The sequence below is a fragment of the Nonomuraea rhodomycinica genome (assembly GCF_013363995.1).
In the GTDB taxonomy this organism is placed as follows: Bacteria; Actinomycetota; Actinomycetes; order Streptosporangiales; family Streptosporangiaceae; genus Nonomuraea; species Nonomuraea rhodomycinica.
The window spans coordinates 257,247-280,527 of sequence record NZ_JABWGO010000005.1 but is presented as its reverse complement, the minus strand read 5'-3'; the positions used below and the strand labels follow the sequence as shown (position 1 = coordinate 280,527).

Sequence of the window (23,281 nt, the reverse complement as noted above, 5' to 3'; positions counted from 1 at the left end):
TTGGGGTGGGTCGCATGTCCAGCAGCCTTGGACGGGCAAGCCGTCGGCCCCGGCGACTAGGCCGGTTCGGGGTCGGCGGTGAGCTCCGATGACGTGGTCGGGGCGCTGGTTGATCCGTCACGCTGATAGTCGGTGAGGTCGCGCAGGTGCCTGATCGGCGAGGCCAGCAGGACCAACGGCATGCAGGCGGCCGCGGCGACGAAAATCATCAGGGCGACCCGGCCGCTGAGGACCCCGGCAATGGCTCCGGCGACCAGCCCGCCGATCGGGACCGCACCCCAGGACACGAAGCGGACCGTCGCCATCACCCGGGGCAGCAGCTCGGGCGGGCTGGCGATCTGCCGGTAGGTGCGGGTCACCACGCTGAGAACCACCACCCCGGCAGAGAAGACCGTGTTGCCGACGGCGAAGGCGGCGAAGGCCTGCCAGCCGGTGCCGAGGGGCACGACGAGCGCCCCGGCGACCGAGACGAATCCGGCGACGATCAAGGTGCGGGCGGTCCCGAACCTGGCCGTGATCTGGTTCGTCAGAGCCGCGCCGATCAGCGCGCCCACGCCGTCCGCAGCCAGCAGCAGGCCGACGAGGCCGGGCTGGGCGTCCAACTCGCGCACGAGGTACAACGCGTAGAGGGCGTGCTGTGCCCCGCAGACCGTGTTCGCCGCGGTGGCGGCCCACATGCAGGGCCCCATCACCGGGTGGTGCACGACGAAACGCCAGCCTTCCCGGATCATCGCGCGTACCGGTGGCCAGCGGTCGGGGGCCTCCGCGCGGCGTTCGGGCAGGGTTCGCAGCAGCAGCGCCGAGACAAGGTAGCTGATCGCGTCGATGAGAAGGGTAGGCACCGCCCCGAGCACCTGAACGATGAGACCGCCCACCGACGGTCCGCCGAGCTGAGTGGTGGCGTGGGTGCCGGAGGTCAGGCTGTTACGGGACTGCAGGTGCTCCTTGCTCACGATCGACGGCAGGAAGGTCGAGTTGGCGACGTCGAAGACGACGTCCGCGAAGCTGATCACGAGGGCCACGATCACCAGCTGGGCGACCGTCAGACGGTCCAGCCACCAGGCCAGAGGAATGGAGAGGACCGCCGCCGCGCGCGCCAGGTCAGCGCAGACCTGAACCCTTCGGACGGGCAGTCGCTGCACCATCACCCCGGCGGGTAGGCCGATCACGATCCAGGCGACGTAACCGGCGGCGGCGATCATGCCCATTTCCAACGCGGACGCGTCGAGCACCGTCAACGCCGTCAGCGGCAGCGCCACCGCCCCCATCGCCGAACCGACCGCGCTGGTCGTACCGGCCGTCCACCACCGCCAGAAGACGCTCGCACCGCGCGCACTGTCGACTGCCATCTGGCCTCTTCCTTTGTAAGTTCCAGAATGGAACGCACTATATACTGGGGCCTGTGAAGCGTGCGGATCTGTCCGACGCCGACTGCGGTATCGCGCAAGCGCTCGGAGTGATCGGTGACTGGTGGACGTTCCTGGTGGTGCGGGACATCGCCGGCGGCACCACTCGCTTCGACGGCCTTCAGCGCGCGCTCGGTGTCAGTCGTCGAGCTCTGACCGAGCGCCTGGCCGGCCTCGTCGCCCACGGGGTACTGACGAAGCGGCTCTACTCCGATCACCCGCCGCGCTACGACTACCTGCTGACCGCGAAGGGTGAGGGCCTGCTGCCGGCGCTCCTCGCGCTACAGGACTGGGGCACCAGGCATGTGATGGGCGATGGGGCGCTGACCGCGACCAGCGAGGAGGGGTCCGCCGAGGCCCGTCGGGTGCAGGGGCTGGTCAATCGGAAGCTGCCGGATGTCCTTCTGGAACGACACGATGGCGACCTGGTCGCGCCGAGCGCAACGGGCGGCGCCTGGACCGTGCTCTACTTCTTCCCTGGCGCCTTCGCCCCCGACGCCCAGGGCCATCCGCCTGGTTGGGCCGACATCCCAGGCGCGCAGGGATGCACTTTGGAGTCCCTCACCTACGCGTCACGGCATGCCGATTTCGCGGCGTCCGGCGCCGCGATCCGAGGCGTCAGCACCCAGCGCCCGGATCAGCTGGCCGCCTTCGTCACGCACGCGAGATTGCCCTATCCCCTTCTGTCCGACCAGGACGGCAAGCTCGCGGCCGGACTGCTCCTGCCGACCTTCCGGGCGGCCGGCGTCGACCGCCTCAAACGCCTCACCTTGCTGGCCGACCCCGACGCGATCATCCGCGCGGTGCAGTTTCCGATCAGGGATCCGGCCGGCTCGGTGGAGGAGATGCTCGCTCTCGTCCGCGGTCAGCAGCGAAGACCCCGATCCGCTCCTGGCGCGGAGCCCGAGCACCGCCGGGTTCAAGCGTCTGGTGGGGACTGAAGTGTCAGGTATGTCCCGGGACAGCTCCTGACCAGGGTGTTCAATCCCTCGCACATCACGAACACGCCTGCGGGGGGCATGTCGAGACGTCCAGCCTGCTCGCGGCTGCTCGCAAGCGCGGAGCTCAGGCTTAGGTCGGCCTCGTGCTGGTCGCGATCCGGCCGCGGATGGTGTCCGGCGCACGATCGGGCTTCGCCGTGGGCGCCACCACCGCATGGCGCTGCATCCGTGCAGCCATCACGCTGCCGGCCGACCGCTCGCCCGGCCGGGACCAGGCGTCACGAGCCGCCCGGCAGGCCGGCTACGCCTTCGTGGTGCTGGACGGCACCCTGATCCCCATCGATCGAGTCGCGTGAGCGCACCGTGTTCCAGCGAAACGACGGACGTTGGCAGGGCGCCATCGAGCTGGGCTGTGATGTGCATCGCCTGGTGTCGGCACCCGCCCCACCTGGAGCTCCGACCACCGTCCCCGCCGCGGATCGCCGGGCCGCCCGCGCCTCGGCATGACGTAGATCACGTGCGCCGATGTCAGGTTCGGCCGCGCTGTCTTGTCTTGGTGATGAGTGATCGGATGAAGGGCAGGCGACCATGAAGAACATCCTCATCGTGGGCGGCGGTTATGTCGGCATGTACACCGCGTTGCGACTGCGGAAGCTGCTGCGCCGGGGCGAGGCCGCGGTCACCGTGGTCGATCCTCGCGGCTACATGACCTACCAGCCGTTCCTGGCCGAGGCGGCCGGAGGGACCGTCGAACCCCGCCACGTGGTGGCGCCGCTGCCTCGGATACTCAAGGGTGTGCGGGTGCTGACCGGACGGATCACCGGAATTGAACACGCGGCCAGGCGGGCGGAGTTCACACCCGCGCAAGGACCGGTCAGGACCCTCCAGTACGACATCCTGGTGGTGGCGGCCGGATCGATCACCAGGACTCTGCCCATCCCGGGGCTGGTGGAGAACGCGGTCGGTTTCAAGACCCTCGGCGAGGCGGTCCACCTGCGCAACCACGTGCTCACCCAGCTCACGGCCGCCTCGTCGACCGATGACCCGCAGGTCCGTCGCCGGGCGCTGACCTTCGTGTTCGTCGGCGGCGGGTTCGCGGGCGTGGAGGCCCTGGCCGAGTTGCAGGGCCTGGCTGACGAGGCTGTCCGCTACCACCCGACCCTGGAACGCAAGGACATGCGCTGGATCCTGGTCGAGGCCACCGACAAGATCCTTCCCGAGCTCGACGACAGCCTCGGCAGGTGGACGGCGCGGGCGCTGACCCGTCGCGGGGTCGAGGTGCGACTGAACACTCGGCTGGCCTCGGCAGCCGACGGCCGCGCCGTCCTGGACGACGGAACCGAGGTGGACACGGGCACCCTGGTGTGGGCCGCGGGCGGCAGGCCCAGCCCGCTCGCCGCGACCAGCGATCTGCCGGTCGACGCCGCAGGCCGGATCATGGCCACCGCCGACCTCACCGTGGACGGCGTCCCCGACGCCTTCGCCGCCGGCGACTGCGCGGCCATCCCGGACCTCACCAGGCCCGGCCAGTTCTGCGGCCCGAACGCCCAGCACGCCGTACGGCAGGCCAAGACGCTGGCCCGCAACATCGTCGCCCACCTGCGAGGCCGCAAGCTGCGGCCCTACCGCCACGCCTACCTCGGTTCGGTCGCCGGGCTGGGCCACCACCAAGGCGTCGCCCAGGTGTACGGCCTCAAGCTGACCGGCCTGCTGGGCTGGCTCGCCCACCGGGCGTACCACCTGGCGTGGGTGCCCACCTTCAACCACAAGGCCCGGGTACTGGCCGACTGGACGCTCTCGGGGCTTTTCCGCCGCGAAGCCGTACAGCTCGCAGGGTTGGAACACCCCGGCGACGACTTCAGGCAGGCCGCGGCCTGACCGGCGCGCTACCAGTGGGGCGACGACAGACGGGTAGGTCTGATGGTGCGTCGTGCGGCTGACTGCTCACAGTCCGCGGTCCCGCTCGAATTTCTCTGAATCCAGGAAGTACTGAAAAGAGTCACTTGTGGCCTTGACTACAGCGGGGTCCTCAAGAGGGGCAGGCCATATTTGCAGGTAGTGGTCATCGGCGGTGTCATCCGTGCCCTCCCTGTCCATGCCCTTGACGTGATATCGCATGCGGTAGGTTCCAGGCCCTGCCTGGAGAGGAGGAAGGGGAGACATCGCAGCCTCGAAGAAGGTGAACCCGCTCATCTCCACTTCGCCCGACATGGACACGTAGCCGATTTCCACGATGTCTTCGTAATCCGCGAGATCTGCCCCGGGGTCCCGGTCGGCAATGGTCACGGTGAAGTTGGCCGGTCCCGACTGGTGGGTGATGTGGAGGGTGGCCCACCCCTTCTTGACCTCAATGAGTGCGATGGACCGGGCCGGTGCGTCGGCATATCCGCCGGGCTCTCGGTCCGACAGGAAAACGATCCCGCAGTCCTGCACCTCAACTGTCAGTCGTACCGTGCGGGTCCGGTTGTCGCTCATGAAGGGGAAGCGTAAAGGCCGCCTCGGACAAGATCGTCTGTGATCCCGGCAAGGCCGTCCCCGGGGCTCCTCCATGGGGCGATGTCCCACGAAACTCCGATGGGGTTGCGGCTACGGGATGATGCGTAGCCCCGTCACCTGTCCGGGCAGTCGGCCTGCAGCCATGAGGCGGTGAGATCCCGGCTGGTCACGGTGATGGTGCCGGACAGGAATCCGATCTCGTGATGGCAGCCGCTCGGGTGCGGAAGGATCTCGTCCAGCATGACGATGGCGTCGCCGATGCCGTCGGACGGGAGGGCGATCTCGTACTGCGTCACGGCCTCGTAGCGGATGGTCAGGTCTTCCTCGTGTTTCCAGCAGTTGTGGCGGAACGTGAGCTCGATGGACTGGTCGTCGCCGTCCCGAATGAATGCCAGGGAGGCGAGGGACAGGTCCTTGACGCATCGCCGGCCGGAGAAGTCGTAATGTTCCGGGTCGGTGGCGAACGAGCGGGCTCCCTCGGGGAGGTCCGCGCTGAGGGTGGGGAGCGCCGCGAGGTACGGTCCCGGATCGAGTGCCCGGCCTTCGGGAGTGACCCCGATCTTCACGTATTCCACGTTCTACCGGTGCCGGATGTGCCGCCGCGTCGCGTCCGTTGTGACGCGGCGACGGCCTTCACCGGCCTGGCGGCGCGGTTCGCGGCTCATCGGGGCCGGTTGCCTTTTCTCCTCCGGTTGCTCGGCACGCCACGGCTGCTCGGCGCGCCCCGGCGGGCAGAACCGCTCTGCGCAGGCTTCGGCGCCTTCCGCTGGGCCGGTTTCTCGGCGGCGGGTGCGGGGGTGCGGCCGCGCGAGCTGTTCACCGTCCGCCCGCGGACGATGCCGATGAAATCCTCCACCAAATCAGTGGTCGCCTCCGTGGGCCAGGCCAGCGCGACCTGGGACTGGGGCGCGTCCGTCATCGGCCGGTACGTGAGGTCCTTGCGGTGGTGGAGGCGCGCCAGCGACTGCGGGACAAGGAGCAGCCCCGTGCCGGACGCCACCAGCTGGACCGCGTCCGCCGTCGTCTCCGGGCGGGTGAACGCGGCCAGTCCGGGCCGGTCGGTCCACTCGATGGTGTCGTCCAGCGGATGGAACACCTCGTCGTCGGCCAGGTCGCCGATGGTCACCTCGTCGGCGGCGGCCACCGCGTGGTCCTTGGGCACCACGACCACCGTGGTCTCCACGTAGAGGGGGATCACGCTCAGCCCGTCCCGGTCGACCGGGAGGCGGACGAAGGCGGCGTCGGCGCCGCCGTCCCGGAGGAGCCGCACCGCCTCGGCGGCGGGGACCGCGATCAGGGTGAGCGGCACGTCGGGCATCCGCTCGGTCCAGACGTTCACCCATTTCGCGGGCGTCACGCCGGGCACGTACGCCAACCGGAACGTTCTGCCGGTCTCCCCATCAGTCACGTCCTCAGGGTACCGATGTCAGGGGAACCCGTTCTGACTGACTACGCTTGGCCCATGACCTCGCCCAAGCGGAAGACCGTCCAGACGATGAAGCCCGAGACCGCGGCCAAGAAGCTGGGTGTCCTCCTCTCGGCCACACCTGCCGAGTTCCAGGAGGGTGTGGTCTCCCGGGACGAGCTGAACGAGTTGCAGGCGAAGCCGCCGGCCTGGCTCGTCGAGCTGCGCCGCAACGGTCCGCACCCCAAGCAGGTCGTCGCCGCCAAGCTCAGGGTCTCCATTTCCGGCCTGGCCCGAGGCGGGATCACCGAGCCGCTCACCACCGCCCAGATCGAGGCGCTGAAGGCGGAGAACCCCGAGTGGCTGGAGCGCGAGCAGGCCGTCCAGGCCGACAACCGCAAGGAAGCTCTCCGCCTCAAGGAACGCTGACCGGCTTCCGTACGTCGCCCACGGCGATCGCCGGCCCCGCGCCCGCGGCTCTCCCCGGACGGGACGAGCCGGACGGCGTGAGGCGGACGGCGAGAGGCGGCGGACGAGATGACGACGCTCCAGGGCCTACCCGACGCAGTCTCGCGGGCGGTTCCCGTTCGGCGGAGGGCACTGCTTCGGGAGTTTCACCGGCGAGCCCCTCCATGCCCGGCGGATCCTGCGACCACGGCTTCACGACGACGCTCTGGAGCGAGAGCAGGGCGCCGCTGGACTCCTCCACGACGAGCTGCTCCTCGCTCTGCCCGTCTCCTTCGGTCCGGGTCCATCCGATGCCGACTCCCCAGCGGCCCTCGGCGTCGCGGATCCGGCCCAGAGCGCGGGCGCCGGGCAGACCGGCGACCACCCGATAGAGGGCCGCACGGGTGCCCGGGGCCATCGGGGCGTGCTGCAGCAGTTCGAGGGACAGACCGCGGAGCCAGGAGTCCTTGGTGGGCAGTGACGCCCCCGCGGGCGGCGACGGCCACGCGCCCATGCCGTCGCTGTAGGCCGGCCAGTACGACAGCAGGCGTTCGCGCAGCGCGTCGGGCTCCTGCGGCAGGTCGAGCAGCTCACGGGCCGACAGGGGGAGCCCCAGATCCCGCTGGGGCCACGTGCTGGGCATGAACATGAACCTCGTGCGTCCGAGCGGGGCCGTGTCGTTCCCGCAGTCGGTGTCGGCGCCGCACAGCTTCGGCTTCCCCGCCCGCTGCCAGGCCTGTTCGTCTGGTGGCGACACCGGAACGGTCGGCAGGCCCCGTTCGGTGAGCACGAGGAACGACGCCGGGTCCCGTGGCACCCATCGGCTGGTCTGGACACGGGTCTTGATCCGATACCGGCCGCCCGGTGGGCCGATGACCACCTCGTCCAGGATCCAGCCCTGGGTGTACCAGTACCGGCCGGGGACCTGGTGCTGCTCGGACGCTCGGTCCGCCGCCGCGTCCAGCGCGTTTCCGGCATTCGGGGTGGCCACTCGCCCTGCGGCGATCTCGGTCCCCAGCAGACGGGGAAGGGCCGTCACACCGATCAGAGAAGCCGTGGCCAGCGACGCGGCGACCACCCCGAGCCACCGTACGCGCCCGCGTCTTGCCGGCGCGGGCAGTTCCTCCGCCTGAACACGCGCGAGCCCGGGAAGATCGAGGTCGGCCGGCCGGGCCGCCGCCAGGAGATCCAGGACGTTCTTCCGCTTCACTGCTCCTCCTCAGGTACGAACGCGGGCCGCGGGCGGGCCGCTGTCACGCTGTTCATGGCGGCCTCCAGCCGTCGGCGGGCCCGATGCAGCCGAACGTAGAACGCCGACCGTGAGCTCCCCACCACCGTGGCGGCCTCCGCCGAGGTCAGCCCGTGCCACGAGACCAGCGTCAGCACCTCTTTGTCCTCATCGCTCAGCGCGGCCAGAGCCTTGAGCGCGGCGACCCGCTCGGCCACCTCATAGGCCACATCCCGCCCCAGCTCGTCGGCCCAGCCGCGTAACGCCTCGTCCAGCGCCGCCTGGCGACGCTCGTCGCGGTACAGCTCGCGGGTCACGTTGTGCGCCACACCCAGCAGCCATGGCAGCGGAGCCTTGGCGGGGATGTCGTCGCGGCGCCGCCACACGACCACGAAGGTCTCGCTGACCACCTCTTCGGCGAGCCGGCGACCACACCTGCTCACCGCGTACGCGTACACCCGGTGGCGGTACGCGTCGACCAAGGCGGCGAACTCCTCATCGTTCAGCACACAGGCTCCTTCGACGACCGTTTCATCGGGTCATGGCCGAAGCCGGGCCGGTCTTACAGCAGCCTCGCGAAGTCGGCGGATGTCGGACGGTACGACGGCCGGGGCGGCGTCAAGGAGATCATGCGGAGGTGTGTGGTGCTCCGGCAGTACGGGAACATAAGCCGCATGCCACCGGAGGAGGGGGAGTCGCGCGACCAGGGGGCGTCGTTCGCCCGGGCCCGGGCCGCCGCGGGGGCCGTCTTCTTCGACGCGGAAGGCCGGGTGCTGCTCGTGCAGCCGGCCTACAAAGAGCAGCGGGAGATCCCGGGCGGCCACGTCGAGCCGGGGGAGACCCCGTATCAGGCGTGCGTGCGGGAAGTGCGCGAAGAGCTGGGCATCGAGCCGCCCATCGGCCGGCTGCTGGTGGTCGACTGGGCGCCCCATCCGGAACAGGGAGACAAGATCCTCTTCGTGTTCGACGGCGGTGAGCTGGACGCGGAGACGCTCAAGCGGATCACGTTCGCCGACAGGGAGGTGAGCGCGTACGCCTTCCACCCGGCCGACGAGCTGGACGAGCTGCTGATCGAGCGGCTGGCCCGCCGGGTCAGGGCGGCCCTGACCGCCTGGGAGCTCGGCGAGACGATCTACCTGGAGCACGGCCGGGCCGTCGCCGCCGGGTGACGAGCCCGGCGGCGGGCCGGGTCAGTCCCTGACGACCTCCACCCAGTAGCCGCCGTCGCTGTCGCGGTGGGCGCCGTGGATGTCGGTGGCCAGGTCGGGGAACGTCCGGTCGAAGTCCTCCAGGGCCCGCAGGTACGTCATCAGCGGCCCGTCGGCCGGGCCGGTCGCCTCGCCGGGCATGAGCATGGGGATCCCGGGAGGCGTGACCACCACCGTGGCGGCGGCGACCCGGCCCGGCAGGCCGGTCAGCGGGACGCGTTCGGTGCGGGCCCGGATCATGGCCTGGTAGCAGTCGGCGGGAGTGGACACGGGCTCCGGCAGGGTGGTGAAGACCTGGTCGAGCAGCTTCCCGAGCCCGGAGTCGCGCAGTTTCTCGTGGACGAGGGTGCAGAACTTCTGCAGCGAGATCCCGTCGGGTCCGAGGCCGGGCAGCACCTCCGCCAGGGGCAGGTCGGCGTCGTAGGCGTTCTTGAAGTCGGTGAGGGCGTCGATCAGCGTGCCCCACTTGCCCTTGGTGATCCCCATGGAGAACAGCACCAGCAGCGTGTGGTCGCCGGTCTTCTCCACGACGATGCCGCGCCGCTGCAGGTAGGCGGCCACGACGCGGGCCGGGATGCCCCAGTCGAGGGTGCCCGTGGCGGCGTCGGCGCCCGGGCAGGTGATCGTCACCTTGACCGGGTCGAGCAGGCAGTAGCCCTCGGACATGCCGTCGAACCCGTGCCAGGCGGCGCCCGCCTCCAGGGTCCAGCATCGGGGCTCGGCGCACAGCAGCGCCGGGTCGGCGTCGGCGAACGGGACGGTGCGGCCGGTGCGCGGGTCGGTGACGGACTGGGGCTGCCAGACCCCGAAGAACCATTCGGGCCGCAGGCCGTCCTCGCGGATGCGGGCGGCCAGCCGGACCATCGCCTGCCGGAACCGGACGGCCTCGACGATCGCCTCCCCGGTGAGGAACGGCCCTGACGGACCGTCCATCATCGCCGCCGCGACGTCCAGCGAGGCGATCATCGGGTAGAGCGGCGAGGTGGAGGCGTGCATGAGGTAGGTCTCGTTGAAGGCGTCGTAGTCGACCGGCGCCCGCTCCGAGGGGCGGACGTGCAGCATCGCCGCCTGCGACAGCGCCGCCAGCAGCTTGTGCGTCGACTGGGTGGCGAACACGGTGGGACGGCCCGGGCCGGGCAGGGTGCGCTCGTCGACGGCCATGCCGTACCGGCCGGCGTAGAGCGGGTTGAACCGGGCGTAGGCGAACCACGCCTCGTCGAAGTGTACCCGCGGCACGCTGGCGCCGAGCAGCTCGCCGACCCGCACCGCGTCGTAGCACACCCCGTCGTAGGTGGAGTTGGTGATCACCGCGTACGTGGGCTCGCCGGCGGCCAGGGGGTGGGCGGCGACCCGGGCGCGGACCGCGGCCGCCTCCAGCGCGGCGGGCGGGATCGGGCCGGCGAGGCCCAGCCCGTTGCGCTCGGGGACGAGGTAGACCGGCCGGGCGCCGCTGATGGCCAGCGCGTGCTGGACCGACTTGTGGCAGTTGCGGTCCACCAGGACGGTGTCGTCGCGGGCGATGGCGTGGTGGCCGACGATGCGGTTGGCGGTGGAGTTGCCGTTGACGACGAAGAACGTGCGGTCGGCGCCGAAGACGCGGGCGGCGTTGCGCTCGGCCTCGCCGATGGGGCCGGTGTGGTCGAGGGGCGAGCCCAGCTCGGTGACCGAGATGGACAGGTCGGTGCGCAGCAGCCGCTCGCCGTAGAAGTCGAAGAACGCCCGGCCGACCGGCGACTTGAGGAACGCCACGCCGCCGGCGTGCGCCGGGGTGTGCCAGGAGTAGCGATGGTGGTCCTGCAGGCGGCGCAGCGCGCCGAAGAACGGCGGGAGGATCTTCTCGGCGTACTGGTCGGCGGCGTACGCGATGCGCCCGGCGATGAACTGCGGGGTGTCCTCCAGCGGGAAGACGTAGCCCTGGATGACCTCGTACACCCACAGCGGGAGCTCCTGCTCCTGGGTCATCAGGAAGACCGGCAGCCCGCGGAACCGCCTGGCGACGGCGCCCAGCAGCTCCTCGGCCCCCGGCGCGTCCCAGGCCGCCAGCACGGCCGTGAGCGAGGCGTCGGACCCGACCACCGCCAGGGCGTCCTCGGCGCGATGGGTCCAGCGCACCTGGAGCCCGAGCTCGTCCATCGCCGCGCAGACGCGGCGGATCTGCTCGGCGAGCGCCGAGTCGGCGTCGGGACGTTCGGTGACGGCGGCCAGAACCGTTCGCTCCATGCGGCACTCCGTGGTCGGGGGGAAGGGGCAGGAAGGGGCCTGGCAAGGTCATGCCGGTCCCATCTCATGGTAACGCATTGGAGTTGAAGGGCGACTGAACGTAATGGGTGGTCTCGGGTGATATGTGCCTTTGGTGGTTCGCGCTCCGTGGAGAAGGCGCGCGGTCCGGCGATCGGCGCGATCGGCCTGTCATCCGAACGCGTCCCCCAGGCGGTAGTCATCGCCGGAGAGACGACGAGACGGAGATGATCGATGGACGACGGGTTCGCCGAGTATGTGGCACACCGCCATCTGAGGCTGTGCCGGATGGCGTACCTCCTCACCCGGGACTGGGGCACGGCTGAGGACGTGGTGCAGACGGCGCTGGCCAAGGCATGGCTCGCGTGGAGGCGCATCGAGGGCAATCCCGACCCTTACGTCTACCGGATCATCGTGAACACCCACGCCTCGTGGTGGCGCAGGCGCTGGCGCGGGGAGGTGCCGGCCGCGACGCTGCCGGAGACGGCCGACCCGCGGGACCCGGCCGCCGAGGTGGACGATCAGGCCGCGCTGTGGAGCGCGATCGGCACGCTGTCCCCGCGCCAGCGTGCGGTGATCGTCCTGCACTACTTCGAGGGGCGGACGCTGACCCAGGTCGCCGAGATCGTCGGCTGCTCGCCGGGAGCGGTGAAGAGCCAGCTCAGCCGGGCCCTGACCCGTCTTCGCGTCGATCCCGACATTCAGACCATGACCTTGGAGGGGATCCGGCGATGACTCATACCGAGAGCGACCTGCGTGAGCTCCTGGAGGAGCACGCTCACGGGCGGGCCGGCCAGGAGCCGGCCGCCCAGTTCGACGCGATCGTACGGCGGGGCCGCCGCATGCGCCGTACCCGGCGGGCCGCGACGGCCGGGACCGCGCTCGCCGTCGCGGCCGTCGCGGCGGCCGGGCTGACGAGCCTCCTGCCACCCGGGACGCAGAGGGGGGAGGGGGCGGCGGTCGCTCAACAGCCTGCGGACTCGGCGCGGGTCGTCACGCGCGGGCCCGAGCTTCCCGGAACGCTTCCCGTGGTCCTGGGAGCCCGGAAGTTCGATCTGGGCCTCATCCAGTCCCGGCGGTTCGAGACGGTGGGCGTCGCCCGCAAGGTGACGTACACGCCGACCAGCGTCTTCACCGGGTTCGCGGTGGTGTGTGAGGACCAGCGGTCCTGGGTCGTCGTCAGCCAGCGGGGCAAGGGCGGCGAGCCGACCGGCGTGTCCGGCCGGTGCGCGGGGTCGATGAGCGGTCACAACGACAAGCTGTCGGTGCCGTCCGACTGGCTGAAGCGCCCGCAGTCCCTGCAGGTCTGGGTCTTCCCCGCGGACGCCCCCGTCCGGAAGGCCGCAGAGGCCGTCACCGGCTGCCGGCAGGCGCGGGGGGCGAGGTGCGACGAGGGCGCTCTGTCCGGGGCGTTGGCCAACCCCGAGGTGCGCCGGCGGCTGTCGGCCATGGTCCGAGAGCGGCCGGGCAGGTGGGCCATCGGCATCTACGACCGGCCGGCCCCTGCCCCGGCCCCGGCCCCGACCGCGTCCGCGGTCCCGTCCGCGGGCCCGTCTGCGGCTCCGACCGCGTCCACGGCTCCGTCCGCGGGCCCGTCTGCGGCTCCGACCGCGAGCGCGTCCCCGACCGCGCGGAGGCCGTAGACGCCCGGGTCCGGGCGAGGTCGCCCGGGCCCGGCGGGTCCACTCCCGCTGCCTCCGCCATGACCTGGTCCATCTCTGGGTGGCCTGGCCGTTGCAGGTGGCCGATCACGAAGGCGCCTTTCCCGAACTGGGGGCAGCCCGTCACGCCCGTCGCGTCCGCTCTGAGGACGGCGCCGTCCGGCTGCTCGATGACGTCGATGATCCGGCTCACCCCCCCAGGCCCAGGCGACCAGGAGGCCGGTGCCGCTGGAGGAGCCGTAGAGGCTGGAGAAGGCGCCCTGCTTGTGGCTGTGCGGCGGGCCCTCCCGGCCGACCGCGTAGGGGTCGTGGGTGATGACGGCGGCGCTGCGGCCGTTGTGGGTCGCGTTCACCCTGAGGCCGGTTCGCGAGACCGTGCCCGTGACGCCGCCGGCAGCGCCATTCGGACCTGGCGGAGACGTGCCGGGCGGCTGGGGGGAACGACGGCCGGCGACCGGTGATGGACCGAGGCCGGGCGGGACTTGGCCATCTCCTGACCAGGGGTTCGGCCGGATGTGGTCGTCTTTCCGCACACCTCCACTGATACTCTATGTCACGAATTGATCGCGTTGCGTGACCGAGGAGGCTCGTGTGAAGGTCGCCTGTGTCGGCGGGGGACCCGCCAGCCTGTACTTCTCGATCCTGATGAAGCGGGTGGACCCGTCCCATGACATCACCGTCTACGAGCGGAACCCGGCCGGGTCGACGTACGGCTGGGGCGTGACCTACTGGGACGAACTGCTCCACCACCTCCAGCGGGCCGACCCCGAGTCGGCCGCGGCCATCCTCGACAGCTCGGTCAGCTGGGAGAGCTTCGTCGTCAACGTGCGCCACCGGGCGACGGTGACGGTGGAGAACGGGGACCAGGGCTTCGGCGTCGGCCGGCGCCGCCTGCTGGACATCCTCACCGAGCGGGCCCGCTCCCTCGGCGTCCGCGTGGAGTTCGAGCACGAGATCGCCGGTGAGGACGCGGCGGAGCTGGCCGGGGCCGACCTGGTCGTGGCCGGTGACGGGGTCAACAGCGTCCTTCGGGAGCGCCACGCCGACCACTTCGGCACCGAGGTCGAGGTGGGCCGCGACATGTACGTCTGGCTCGGCACCACCAAGGTCTTCGACGCCTTCGTCTTCGCCTTCACACCGACCGAGCACGGCTGGATCTGGTGCTACGGCTACGGGTTCGGCGACGGCCACAGCACCGTCGTCGTCGAGTGCTCCCCGGAGACGTGGCGGGGGCTCGGCTTCGACCAGGCGAACGAGGCCGACAGCCTGGCCCTGCTGGAGAAGCTCTTCGCCGACATCCTGGACGGGCACCCGCTGATCGGCCGGGCCAACGCCGACGGCGGCGCGCACTGGCTGAACTTCCGCACCCTGACCAACCGCACCTGGCACCGCGGCAACCTCGTCCTCATGGGCGATGCCGCGCACACCACGCACTACTCGATCGGGGCGGGCACCGCCCTGGCCCTGGCGGACGCCGCGGTCCTCGTCAACGCCCTGCACGGGGGCATGGAACGGGAGCCCGCCCTGGCCTGGTACGAGCGGGAGCGCAAGGCCGCGATCGTGGCGCCTCAGCGCTCGGCCCGCAACAGCGCCCGCTGGTACGAGAACCTCACCCGCTACATCGACCTGCCGCCGGAGCAACTGGTGGTGCTGCTCAGCGAGCGGCACTCCGGGCTGCTGGCGCACCTGCCGCCCCGGCTGTACTACCGGCTCAACCAGCTCACGACGGCTCTCGGAGAGCTGCGCAGGGGCAGGCGCTGAACGCGCGGGCGCGGACCACCAGGTCGTGCAGGGCGTCGTGCGCCGTCGGCTCCTCCGGCAGGGCGGAGGAGTCGCGCGCCTCCGCCAGCTCGGCGCTCAGGCGCTCCACGTCCTCGGCCGCGCCCGGCACCGGCGGCGCCGCGCCGTGCTCGGCCGCGCGCTTGGCGGCGACCAGGTCCGGCAGGTACGGCGGGCCGTAGGCGTACAGGTGGGTCAGGTCGGCCCGCACCTCCCCGGAGCGCATCAGGTGCAGGCCGGTCAGGAGCACCCGGAACGTGTACAGCAGCGGCTTGAGCCGCCCCGTCCGCTCGAACAGCCGCCATTGCGTCCGGGCGAAGCCGAGGTAGTGGTGGGCGTGGTGCCGGGTCAGGCAGGCGGGGGCGAGTGCGACGAGCTCCTCGTGCAGCGGTGAGGCGGCCACGACCAGCGGCGACAGGAGCTGCTCCAGCACGTAGCCGTTGCGCCTCAGCAGCAGGCGGCAGAACTTGGCCAGGTCGTGGGTGACGAGGTCCACCTCGACGCCCTCCCTGGTCCAGGCGCGCTCCAGCGTGTCCGGGCCGGTGCGCAGGCCCACGACCCGCTCTGCGGGCAGCACGTGCACGCCGCGCAGGTCCACGTCCGAGTCGGCCGACGGGAAGCCGTAGAGGTGGGCGCCGCTGACCGTGGCGAAGGCCAGGGGGGTGCGGCTGCTCCGCGGCGACCTCCGGCAGCCAGGCGGGCAGGTCCGGCGCACTCGACGGGTTCGGCGGGTTCACAGGTGCCCCCTGCGGACGTCCATCAGGAACTCCTCCACCTGCTCCTGGTCCGGTTCGGCCGGCAGGACGCTGGGGGTGGCGGCCAGCTCGGCGTTCAGGGAGATGCGCCAGGCGTCGACCTCCGCCCACGGCCTCTCGCCGCGCCGGACGGCCAGCAGCCGGTCACGGAAGCCGTCCATCCGCACCAGCGGCTCGCCGTGCCGGACCAGGTGCAGCCCGCTCAGCAGCAGCCTGATCATGTGCATGGCCTGCTTCCACCGGGGGGCGGCCGGGTCGAGGCGGCGGAACTGGTCGTCGGCGTAGCGGGCGAACGTCCGGTGCGCGCGCCGCGACACGAACGCCTCGCGCAGGCCGAGCAGCCGCTCCCCGTACGGGGTGGAGACCTCGACGAGCGGCGACCACAGGCACTCCAGCACCGTGGGGTTGGCGGCGAGGGCGAGCACGCAGAACCGCTCCACCTCCCAGGAGAACTGCTCCGGCAGCGGCCCCTCGCGGTGCGTGGGCGGCTTGGCCAGGCGCCAGAAGTCCTGGGTGGGGGCCACGAAGATGCCGCGCCGGTCGGTGTCGGACCCCTCGGTGTCGAGGCCGTACGCGCGCGATCCCGTGACGACGGACAGGATCAGGTCGTCGCCGAGGCGGGCGTCTTCGCGGGAGGTCATGGTGGGACCGGCCTCTTCCTCTGGAGATCGTGGTCGATCACCGTACCGGGACATATCCGGAAATGTCCTCGAATTTCGTGCAGGGGCTGCACCGTTTCTCGACCGTCCCACCGCGGGAACGCCACGGCGATGTGCTTGGCTGCACCTCATGATCGACAAGCATGAGGTGCGGCCGCCCGATCCCATCGACTACCTCGACCAGGTGGCCGCGAGCGCGACGGGCCGCGCCTACAAACGGCGGCTCCTGCGCCGGCTCGGCCTCCGCCCGGGCCAGATCGTGCTGGACCTCGGCTGCGGGCCCGGCACGGACCTCGGGGCGATGGCGGACGCGGTCGCGCCGGGAGGCCGCGTCATCGGCGTCGACCGCGACCCCGCCATGGTCGCCGAGGCGCGGGCCAGGCTGGCGGGCCGGCCGGGCGTCGAGATCCGCGCCGGCGACGCGCACGCCCTCCCCCTGGACGACGGCAGCGTGGACCGGGCCCGCACGGACCGGGTGCTCCAGCACGTGGAGGACCCGTCACGGGCGCTCGCGGAGTTGCGGCGCGTGGCGCGCCCCGGCGGGCGGATCGTCATGGCCGAGCCCGACTGGGACGGCCTGCTGGTCGACTCCCGCGACCCGGCCATGAGCCGCCGGCTGACCCGCTTCGTCGCCACCGAGATCGTCCGCAACGCGACCGTGGGGCGCGGGCTCGCGCGGATGTGCGAGGAGGCGGGGCTGACCGTGCTGTCCGTGACGACCGTGGCGCCGGTGTTCCGCGACTTCGGCACCGCGGACCGGCTGCTCGGGCTGCGCCGCAACGCGGTCAGGGCGAGGCGGGCCGGCGCTCTCGGTCCCGCGGCGGAGGAGTGGGTCGAGGACTTGCGGTCGGGGCCGTTCCTGGCGTCGTTCCTGCTGTTCCTGGTGACGGCCGAGGTGCCCGGCTGATCAGGCGGGTCGCGATCGGCTGGCCGAGCAGGATGCCCGCGAAGACCAGGGCGAGCCCGCAGACCTGCTGCGCCGTGAGCGTCTCGCCGGCCACGGCCGTGCCGAGCAGGACGCCGGTCAGCGGGTTGAGCAGGCCGATGAGGCCGACCGTCCCCGCGCTCAGGTGCCGCAGCCCGGTGAACCAGGCGGCGAACGCCAGCGCGGTCGCGATCACCGTGACGTAGCCGAACCCGAGCACGGCGGGCCCGTCGAGCGCCGGCGGCGCGCCCTCGACCACGACCGCGACGGGGACCAGCACGGCCCCGCCCGCGACGAGCTGCCACGCCGTCAGCGAGAACACGTCCACCGACGCGCTCCACTTCTTGGCCAGCACGTAGCCGAACGACGACATCGTCATCGCCAGGACCGACGCCAGCACCCCCGTCGCGTTCACGGCGGTCGCGCCGCGCAGCAGCAGCAGGCAGACCCCGGCGATGCCGATGACGGCCCCGGCCACGTGCGCCGCGCGGGGCCGCTCGGACAGGGCCGCCCAGGCGAACAGCATCATCACCACGGGCGAGGTCGCCATGATGGTCGAGGCGACGCTCGTGGGCAGCGTCTGGGCCGCCAGGTAGACGAGGGCGAAGAACGCGCCCATGTTCAGCGTGCCGAGCAGCAGCGACCTCCACCACCACGACCCGCGGGGAAGCCGCCTGCGGACGAGCAGGAGCAGCAGCCCGGCGGGCAGCGCCCGGATCGCGGCGCCGTACAGGGGGTGGTCGGCGGGGAGGTAGCGGTGGGTGACGAGGTAGGTGGCACCCCACGCCACCGGTGCGATCGCGGTGACCGGGGCCCACCGCAAAGTAGCTTCCATGGAAGGCAATATAGCTTCCATGGAAGCTATTGTGGAACCATGACCGGATCCATGACAGGCGACCCCGACCCTCTCGACCACGTGGCGCGGATCCAGCGGGCCTGGGCCCGCGAGCGTCCCGACCTGGACGTCGCGCCCCTCGGGGTCATCGGGCGGCTGCACCGCCTGGCCGGCCACCTCACCGACCGGCTCCTGATCGTCTACGGGCGCTACGGGCTGGGGGAGGGGGAGTTCGACGTGCTCGCCACGCTCCGGCGGGCCGGGCCGCCGTTCGAACGCGCCCCCGGCGAGCTGGCCGCGTACACGATGGTCACCACGGGCGCCATGACCAAGCGGATCGACCGGCTCGAACGCGGCGGCCTGGTCACCCGCCGCCCGAGCGAGCGGGACGGCCGCGCGCGCGTCGTCGCGCTGACCGACGCCGGGCGGGAGCTGATCGACGAGGCGTTCGCCGAGCACACGCGCAACGAGCGCCGCCTCCTCGACTGCCTGACGCCCGAGGAGGCCGCCCAGCTGGAACGGCTGCTCACCACCTGGCTCGCCTGCTTCGAGTCGCCGCGCCCGCCGCGCGACGAGCCCGGCGCCGCTCAGGCGGAGCCGAGGCGCCGCTCGAACACGACGCGGTCGGTGGACGGCCCGTCGTAGCCGGGGACGGGCCCCCGCACCGCGAACCCCATCGCCCGGTGGAAGGCGATGGAGCCGTGGTTGAGCGGCGAGGTGATCGCCCGCACCCGTGTGCGGCCGCCGGCCGCCGCCAGGTCGAAGAAGGCGCGGTAGAGCCGGCGCGCCAGCCCGCCGCCGCGCCGGCCCGGATGGACGCCCACGAAGTGGATGTATGCGGCGTCGGGCACGGACGGCGACAGGAAGCCGACGAGGAACCCCGCCAGGGCGTCGCCGTCCTCGGCCACGAGGCTGGTGCGGTGGAAGTGGTCGAGGAACAGCCGCGGCAGGCCGCCCTGGACGGGGCGTCCCCACCAGTCGTCCACCACCGGGGCGATCCGGTCGTAGTCACCCGGTTCGGCGGCGCGCAGCCGCACGTCGTCGGTCATGCTCATCACTTCCCGTCCCCTGCGGACCCTCCCGGGCGCTCCGGGGGACATCATCCCGGATCGTGCGGCCCGCTTCGCGGCGGGGCGTCCCGGGCGTCCCGTGTGCGGCCGTCCCCGCTGATCGCCGGTGGCGAAAGGGGCGGCCTCCCGGCCCGTCCCCGGACTATCGTCGGCCCGTGAACGATCTCTGGGATCCCGCGGCCATCGGTGTTCTGCGGCTGCCCTCGGGGCGGCTCGTGCGCGGCCGGGGGCTGAGGCGTCCCCTTCCCGACGGGCCGGCGCCGGCCCTCGGGGTGTACCTGCTCGGCAAGGAGCCTCCGGCGGTGCCGTGGGAGGCGCGGTGGGTGCGGTGGCCCGACTTCTGGCTGCCCTCCGACCGGGCAGCCGCCGCGGAGACGCTGCGGGAGGCGTGGGAGCGGGCCGCGACCGAACGGGTCGAGGTGGCCTGCGGCGGCGGCGTGGGCCGCACCGGCACGGCGCTGGCCTGTCTGGCCGTCCTGGACGGCGTGCCGGGTGACGAGGCGGTCGCGTACGTGCGCGCCCACTACCAGGCCCGGGCCGTGGAGACGCCCTGGCAGCGCCGCTTCGTCGCCCGTTTCGACGGCGGATCGGCGCGGCCGCCCGCGTGAGCGGGTGACCTCCCGAGGCCCGGCCGGTACGGCGTGTCGCCGAGGACGCGGGCCGCAGGGGAGAGCGTCGTCTACGCTCGGCCCATGGGGACCGAGGTGAGAGGGGACTCCTCGTGGCTGACGACATGACGGGGCTGACGGGCCTGCTGTACGAGATGGGGCTGCTCAAGCGCTACAAGCGCACGGGCTGGCTGGTGGCGGGCGTGCGGGATCCGGAGAGCATCGCCGACCACTCCTTCCGCACGGCGGTCATCGCGGGGGTGATCGCGGCGCTGGAGGGGGGCGACCCGCAGCGGGCGGCGTTCATGAGCCTGTTCCACGACAGCCAGGAGACCCGCATCACCGACATCCCGTACGTCGCCAAGCGCTATCTGACGGCGCCCGCCAACGAGGACGTCACCGCCGACCAGACGCGCGACGTGCCCGAGGCCGTGGCCGCCATGCTGCGCGGCGCGATCGCCGAGTACGAGGAGAAGGTCAGCCTCGAGGCGGTGTGCGCCCGCGACGCGGACAAGCTGGAATGCCTGCTGCAGGCCGTCGAGTACCGCGAGCAGGGCCACCAGAACGTGCAGCCGTGGATCGACAGCTCGCTGGCGGCGCTCAAGACCGCCACGGCCAAGCGGCTCGCCGACGAGGCCCTGCGGACGAACACGCTCGACTGGCTCACCCGCGTCCTCGGCGAAGCCTGAGACCGGTCACGCCGGCGGGTCCCCTACGCTGGGGACATGATTCGCCGCGCCACCCCTGCCGACGTGCCCGCCATCCTCGCACTGATCCACGACCTCGCCGAGTACGAGAAGGCCGCGCACGAGGTGCGCGCGAGCGAGGAGCAGCTGCGCGCCGCCCTCTTCGCCGCCGAGCCGGCGGTGTTCGCGCACGTCGCCGAGGAGGAGGGCCCCGACGGGGAGCGCGAGGTGGTCGGGTTCGCGCTGTGGTTCCTCAGCTTCTCGACCTGGCGCGGCACGCACGGCGTCTACCTGGAGGACCTGTACGTGCGGCCGGACCGCAGGGGCGGCGGCCACGGCCGGGCGCTGCTGGCCGAGCTGGCGCGGATCTGCGTCGAGCGTGGCTACCACCGGCTCGAATGGTCGGTGCTCGACTGGAACGAGCCCGCGATCGGGTTCTACCGGGCGCTGGGCGCGGTGCCGATGGACGAGTGGACGGTGTACCGCCTGACGGACGAGCCGCTCCGGGCCCTGGCCGGGCGCGCCTCCTGACCTCTCCGGGCCCTCGGACGCCCGTCGCCGCGGGCCCGTGAACGGGCCCGCGGCGATCGAGAACGCCTGTCGGCGGCGCGACTACCGGCTCGTGGCGGGGTGCGACATGCCGCTGGACGCGCGGTCGAACACGTCCGTGTCGGCCTCCCGGCCGCGCTCCATCTCCGGCATGGTGCCGCCCATGCCCATGGTCTCCTGCATGCCGCCCTCCTCCAGGCGCAGCGCGACGCCCAGGGCGAAGAACGTGGGAGCCCATTCCCCGATGAAGATCCCCCATCGGTCGGCCCGGTCGAGGCCGCGGGTCTTCTCGGCCTTGGTGGACAGGGCCCAGGACGCGAACGCGAGCCCGATCGAGGCCGTGCCGGCGGCGTAGGCGTGATGGGAGCGGATTCCCATCTTGTGGAGCATTTTGATCATGATTCCCCCTTCGCTGTGGTGCTGCTACCCGCCCCTAATGTCCAGATAACACGCCGATCATCCGCTTTGCCGGGTCTTATCCCGTACCGGGGCGGAGGCAGGGGAACGTCAGGCGGCGGGGTCGGGGTCGCTGGTCGCCCGGAAGCCCGCGGCCCGGTGGGAGCCGTCGCAGAACGGCTTCGTGGACGACAGCCCGCACCGGCACAGCGCCACCGTCGCCCGGCCGGGATCGATCTCCCGCCCCTCCTGGGTCACCAGGCGGAAGTTCCCGCGCAGCAGGAGCGGCCCGTCCTCGCAAGGGGTCACGGTCACCTCGCCGTCACCTTCGGTACGCATTCCGGACACCTGCCCGGGCCGCCCCCGCGAAAACTCAGTCACCGTGACGCTTCACTGCTGTCGCGAGACCGTTCAGAGGTCGGATCGTGATCGTCGCGCGACCAACCCCCGAGGGTGCCGCCGTAACGTCCAGCGAGTGCCCGAAATGGAGCCGAACGTCACCAACGCCCCAGCCCGCCTGCCGCAGCGTGAGAGTGCCGATCGCTGCCCCAGTGTCGACTCGGGGCGGCGCTGCGTCCTGCCGCCGGGTCACCAGAGCCCGCACGTCTATCCACCGTCGGAGCCGCACCCCTGACGGAGCGGCCCGCGCCGGCTGATGCCCCGGTCCGCGGCTCATGATCCCTGGGAACCGTAAAGGGCGTGTGCGGACTGGACAAGCAGGCATTCGATCAAAGGCGGCGTGGGCATCAAGCCGCCATGCACAAGATTTTTCGGCGCAGGTCACTCCTGCTGGCGGCCATTGTCCCTGCTCTGCTCGCCGCGGGCTGCGCGTCCGGCGGCGGCACGGAGGCCATGGGGGGCGCGGCGTCCCCGGGGGCGCCGACCACGGACATGAGCTCGATGCCGATGGAGAGCGGCTCTCCGTCAGAGACCATGATGGGCAAGAACACGCCGAGGGGGACGGTCCAGCGCTACTTCGCCGCCCTCAAGGCCGGCAACGTGGACGCCGTCGTCAAGCTGTTCGATCCCACCGACGGGCTGGCGGCGCTCCAGGGCTCGCCCACCGCCGAGGGGGCCGACGCGCTCCGCAAGCTCTACCAGCAGACGGTCACCGGGCCCCAGTCCGGGTCGTACACGATCGAGCTGTCGGAGAGGCACGGCGACCAGTACGCCTTCGTCCGCTCGACCAGCCAGCAGGACAGCCAGAGCCAGCGGGAGTTCTTCATCCTGGAGAAGTCCGGCGACGGCTACAAGATCGATGAATTGATGACCAACCAGGCGTCCTGACCCGCGAGGTCCACCGGGGAGCGGTGGCCGCCTTCAGCCGGCGGCCACCGCTTCGTCGTGTCCGGGGGGCGGGGGAGTCAGGAGCGCGTCCAGTGTGCGGACCAGCGTCTCTCCCGCCTCCTCGCGCGCCAGCCGCCCCGCCTCGACCTCGCCCGCCGCCGTGTGCAGGATGGCCAGGAACGTGCTGACGAGCCAGGTCAGCGGCAGGTCGGTGCGGAACGCGCCCTCGTCGCGGCCCCGCGAGATCAGGCGCTCCACCCGGGCCAGCGGCTCGGCGTGGCGCTCGCGCAGCCGCTCGGCGGGCAGCGCCGCGTCGGCCGCCAGGAACAGCCGGCTGTGCTGGCTCAGCACGTCCCAGGACGAGCGGACCAGCGCGGCCAGCGCCTCGCGGGCGGGCGGCGTGTCGAGGTCGAGCCCGGCCAGCGTCGTGCCGGCCAGGTCGACCGTGTGGCTGACCACCGCGGCGACCAGCGACTCGCGCGACGGGAAGTGGCCGTAGAGCGTCACCCGCCCGACGCCGGCCTCCTTGGCGACCTGCATCACGCTCGCGCCCGGGTCGGCGCTCAGCACCCGCCGTCCCGCCTCGAGGATCGCGGCGATGTTGCGCTCGGCGTCGGCCCGTCTGGTCCCCGTACCGTCGGCCCGTCTGGTCCCCATACCGGCGAGCCTAGCGGCGCGGGCCCGCCCCGGTGTCAGGGGCGG

General features: G+C 71.9%; 27 protein-coding genes and 3 pseudogenes. 14 read left to right on the top strand and 16 right to left on the bottom strand.

Annotated features, from left to right (window positions below; translation table 11 throughout):
- Positions 1-56 precede the first annotated feature (56 nt).
- Positions 57-1,349, bottom strand: coding sequence for an MFS transporter (locus tag HT134_RS22805; protein WP_175602474.1), 1,293 nt, complete (start codon positions 1,347-1,349; stop codon positions 57-59).
- Between the two features lie 53 nt (positions 1,350-1,402).
- On the opposite strand from HT134_RS22805, the gene HT134_RS22800 reads away from it, so the two are divergent.
- The 3 genes from HT134_RS22800 (at position 1,403) to HT134_RS22790 (ending at position 4,225) form a co-directional block, all read left to right on the top strand.
- The gene (locus HT134_RS22800; protein WP_175602473.1) at positions 1,403-2,347 is read left to right on the top strand and encodes a winged helix-turn-helix transcriptional regulator; all 945 of its coding nucleotides are present in this window, start codon (positions 1,403-1,405) and stop codon (positions 2,345-2,347) included.
- A 143-nt stretch (positions 2,348-2,490) separates the two neighbouring features.
- A complete protein-coding gene (locus tag HT134_RS22795; protein WP_175602472.1) occupies positions 2,491-2,703 on the top strand; it encodes a hypothetical protein in 213 nt (70 codons plus the stop codon).
- 232 nt (positions 2,704-2,935) lie between these two features.
- Entirely contained in the window at positions 2,936-4,225 is a 1,290-nt protein-coding gene (locus HT134_RS22790; RefSeq protein ID WP_175602471.1) for an NAD(P)/FAD-dependent oxidoreductase, read from the top strand.
- A 66-nt stretch (positions 4,226-4,291) separates the two neighbouring features.
- Here HT134_RS22790 and HT134_RS22785 read toward each other — a convergent pair whose 3' ends face one another.
- From HT134_RS22785 to HT134_RS22775, 3 genes are all read right to left on the bottom strand, one after another.
- Entirely contained in the window at positions 4,292-4,822 is a 531-nt protein-coding gene (locus HT134_RS22785) for a hypothetical protein (protein ID WP_175602470.1), read from the bottom strand.
- A 134-nt stretch (positions 4,823-4,956) separates the two neighbouring features.
- On the bottom strand, positions 4,957-5,409 hold the full coding sequence (locus HT134_RS22780) for a hypothetical protein (RefSeq protein WP_217708208.1): 453 nt from the start codon (positions 5,407-5,409) through the stop codon (positions 4,957-4,959).
- A 95-nt stretch (positions 5,410-5,504) separates the two neighbouring features.
- On the bottom strand, positions 5,505-6,251 hold the full coding sequence (locus HT134_RS22775; protein ID WP_312888336.1) for a LysR family substrate-binding domain-containing protein: 747 nt from the start codon (positions 6,249-6,251) through the stop codon (positions 5,505-5,507).
- Between the two features lie 54 nt (positions 6,252-6,305).
- Between HT134_RS22775 and HT134_RS22770 the strand changes: the two genes are divergently transcribed.
- Positions 6,306-6,677, top strand: coding sequence for a DUF5997 family protein (locus HT134_RS22770; RefSeq protein WP_175602468.1), 372 nt, complete (start codon positions 6,306-6,308; stop codon positions 6,675-6,677).
- Here HT134_RS22770 and HT134_RS22765 read toward each other — a convergent pair.
- Positions 6,664-7,905, bottom strand: coding sequence for a CU044_5270 family protein (locus HT134_RS22765; protein ID WP_175602467.1), 1,242 nt, complete (start codon positions 7,903-7,905; stop codon positions 6,664-6,666). The two genes, HT134_RS22770 and HT134_RS22765, sit on opposite strands and share 14 nt — an antisense overlap.
- Positions 7,902-8,432: an RNA polymerase sigma factor gene (locus HT134_RS22760; RefSeq protein ID WP_175602466.1), complete on the bottom strand. Its 531-nt coding sequence runs from the start codon at positions 8,430-8,432 to the stop codon at positions 7,902-7,904. Before HT134_RS22760 ends, HT134_RS22765 begins: the two co-directional genes overlap by 4 nt.
- Before the next feature lie 165 nt (positions 8,433-8,597).
- On the opposite strand from HT134_RS22760, the gene HT134_RS22755 reads away from it, so the two are divergent.
- The gene (locus HT134_RS22755; protein ID WP_175602465.1) at positions 8,598-9,092 is read left to right on the top strand and encodes an NUDIX domain-containing protein; all 495 of its coding nucleotides are present in this window, start codon (positions 8,598-8,600) and stop codon (positions 9,090-9,092) included.
- A 21-nt stretch (positions 9,093-9,113) separates the two neighbouring features.
- Here the strand turns inward: HT134_RS22755 and HT134_RS22750 are convergent, their stop codons facing one another.
- The gene (locus tag HT134_RS22750) at positions 9,114-11,351 is read right to left on the bottom strand and encodes an Orn/Lys/Arg family decarboxylase (protein WP_175602464.1); all 2,238 of its coding nucleotides are present in this window, start codon (positions 11,349-11,351) and stop codon (positions 9,114-9,116) included.
- A 252-nt stretch (positions 11,352-11,603) separates the two neighbouring features.
- On the opposite strand from HT134_RS22750, the gene HT134_RS22745 reads away from it, so the two are divergent.
- Positions 11,604-12,104: a SigE family RNA polymerase sigma factor gene (locus HT134_RS22745; RefSeq protein WP_175602463.1), complete on the top strand. Its 501-nt coding sequence runs from the start codon at positions 11,604-11,606 to the stop codon at positions 12,102-12,104.
- Positions 12,101-13,012, top strand: coding sequence for a hypothetical protein (locus HT134_RS22740; RefSeq protein ID WP_175602462.1), 912 nt, complete (start codon positions 12,101-12,103; stop codon positions 13,010-13,012). The genes HT134_RS22745 and HT134_RS22740 overlap by 4 nt, the downstream gene beginning before the upstream one ends.
- A gap of 148 nt (positions 13,013-13,160) precedes the next feature.
- On the opposite strand, the pseudogene HT134_RS48130 reads toward HT134_RS22740, so the two are convergent.
- Positions 13,161-13,223 (bottom strand): annotated as a pseudogene (locus HT134_RS48130) (hypothetical protein); the annotation flags it as partial.
- A gap of 64 nt (positions 13,224-13,287) precedes the next feature.
- Positions 13,288-13,383: pseudogene (locus tag HT134_RS48125) on the bottom strand (hypothetical protein); the annotation flags it as partial.
- A gap of 238 nt (positions 13,384-13,621) precedes the next feature.
- Here HT134_RS48125 and HT134_RS22735 point away from each other — a divergent pair.
- A complete protein-coding gene (locus HT134_RS22735; RefSeq protein WP_175602461.1) occupies positions 13,622-14,791 on the top strand; it encodes an FAD-dependent monooxygenase in 1,170 nt (389 codons plus the stop codon).
- Here the strand turns inward: HT134_RS22735 and HT134_RS22730 are convergent.
- On the bottom strand, positions 14,751-15,524 hold the full coding sequence (locus HT134_RS22730; protein ID WP_175602460.1) for a nucleotidyltransferase domain-containing protein: 774 nt from the start codon (positions 15,522-15,524) through the stop codon (positions 14,751-14,753). The genes HT134_RS22735 and HT134_RS22730 overlap by 41 nt on opposite strands.
- Positions 15,525-15,542: 18 nt before the next feature.
- On the bottom strand, positions 15,543-16,205 hold the full coding sequence (locus HT134_RS22725) for a nucleotidyltransferase domain-containing protein (protein ID WP_217708207.1): 663 nt from the start codon (positions 16,203-16,205) through the stop codon (positions 15,543-15,545).
- Between HT134_RS22725 and HT134_RS45840 the strand changes: the two are divergent.
- Positions 16,093-16,923 (top strand): annotated as a pseudogene (locus HT134_RS45840) (methyltransferase domain-containing protein); the annotation flags it as partial. The gene HT134_RS22725 and the pseudogene HT134_RS45840 sit on opposite strands and share 113 nt — an antisense overlap.
- Positions 16,924-17,008: 85 nt before the next feature.
- On the opposite strand, the gene HT134_RS22715 reads toward HT134_RS45840, so the two are convergent.
- Positions 17,009-17,983, bottom strand: coding sequence for a DMT family transporter (locus HT134_RS22715; protein WP_246364987.1), 975 nt, complete (start codon positions 17,981-17,983; stop codon positions 17,009-17,011).
- 39 nt (positions 17,984-18,022) lie between these two features.
- On the opposite strand from HT134_RS22715, the gene HT134_RS22710 reads away from it, so the two are divergent.
- Positions 18,023-18,628: a MarR family winged helix-turn-helix transcriptional regulator gene (locus HT134_RS22710; protein WP_246364984.1), complete on the top strand. Its 606-nt coding sequence runs from the start codon at positions 18,023-18,025 to the stop codon at positions 18,626-18,628.
- Here HT134_RS22710 and HT134_RS22705 read toward each other — a convergent pair.
- Complete coding sequence (locus tag HT134_RS22705) at positions 18,571-19,032, bottom strand: GNAT family N-acetyltransferase (protein WP_175602457.1); 462 nt, start codon at positions 19,030-19,032, stop codon at positions 18,571-18,573. The genes HT134_RS22710 and HT134_RS22705 overlap by 58 nt on opposite strands.
- A gap of 176 nt (positions 19,033-19,208) precedes the next feature.
- On the opposite strand from HT134_RS22705, the gene HT134_RS22700 reads away from it, so the two are divergent.
- From HT134_RS22700 to HT134_RS22690, 3 genes are all read left to right on the top strand, one after another.
- Positions 19,209-19,661: a protein-tyrosine phosphatase family protein gene (locus tag HT134_RS22700; protein ID WP_175602456.1), complete on the top strand. Its 453-nt coding sequence runs from the start codon at positions 19,209-19,211 to the stop codon at positions 19,659-19,661.
- Positions 19,662-19,774: 113 nt separating this feature from the next.
- Positions 19,775-20,350 carry an HD domain-containing protein gene (locus HT134_RS22695; RefSeq protein ID WP_175602455.1) on the top strand — a complete coding sequence of 192 codons (576 nt, stop codon included), beginning with the start codon at positions 19,775-19,777 and terminating at the stop codon, positions 20,348-20,350.
- A gap of 36 nt (positions 20,351-20,386) precedes the next feature.
- Positions 20,387-20,878, top strand: coding sequence for a GNAT family N-acetyltransferase (locus tag HT134_RS22690; protein ID WP_175602454.1), 492 nt, complete (start codon positions 20,387-20,389; stop codon positions 20,876-20,878).
- A gap of 81 nt (positions 20,879-20,959) precedes the next feature.
- On the opposite strand, the gene HT134_RS45835 is transcribed toward HT134_RS22690, so the two are convergent.
- Positions 20,960-21,295 carry a hypothetical protein gene (locus HT134_RS45835; RefSeq protein WP_246364981.1) on the bottom strand — a complete coding sequence of 112 codons (336 nt, stop codon included), beginning with the start codon at positions 21,293-21,295 and terminating at the stop codon, positions 20,960-20,962.
- 108 nt (positions 21,296-21,403) lie between these two features.
- On the bottom strand, positions 21,404-21,631 hold the full coding sequence (locus tag HT134_RS22680) for a CDGSH iron-sulfur domain-containing protein (RefSeq protein ID WP_175602453.1): 228 nt from the start codon (positions 21,629-21,631) through the stop codon (positions 21,404-21,406).
- 417 nt (positions 21,632-22,048) lie between these two features.
- On the opposite strand from HT134_RS22680, the gene HT134_RS22675 reads away from it, so the two are divergent.
- Positions 22,049-22,579: a nuclear transport factor 2 family protein gene (locus HT134_RS22675; protein WP_175602452.1), complete on the top strand. Its 531-nt coding sequence runs from the start codon at positions 22,049-22,051 to the stop codon at positions 22,577-22,579.
- A gap of 33 nt (positions 22,580-22,612) precedes the next feature.
- Here HT134_RS22675 and HT134_RS22670 read toward each other — a convergent pair whose 3' ends face one another.
- Complete coding sequence (locus HT134_RS22670; protein WP_175602451.1) at positions 22,613-23,236, bottom strand: TetR/AcrR family transcriptional regulator; 624 nt, start codon at positions 23,234-23,236, stop codon at positions 22,613-22,615.
- Between the last annotated feature and the right edge of the window lie 45 nt (positions 23,237-23,281).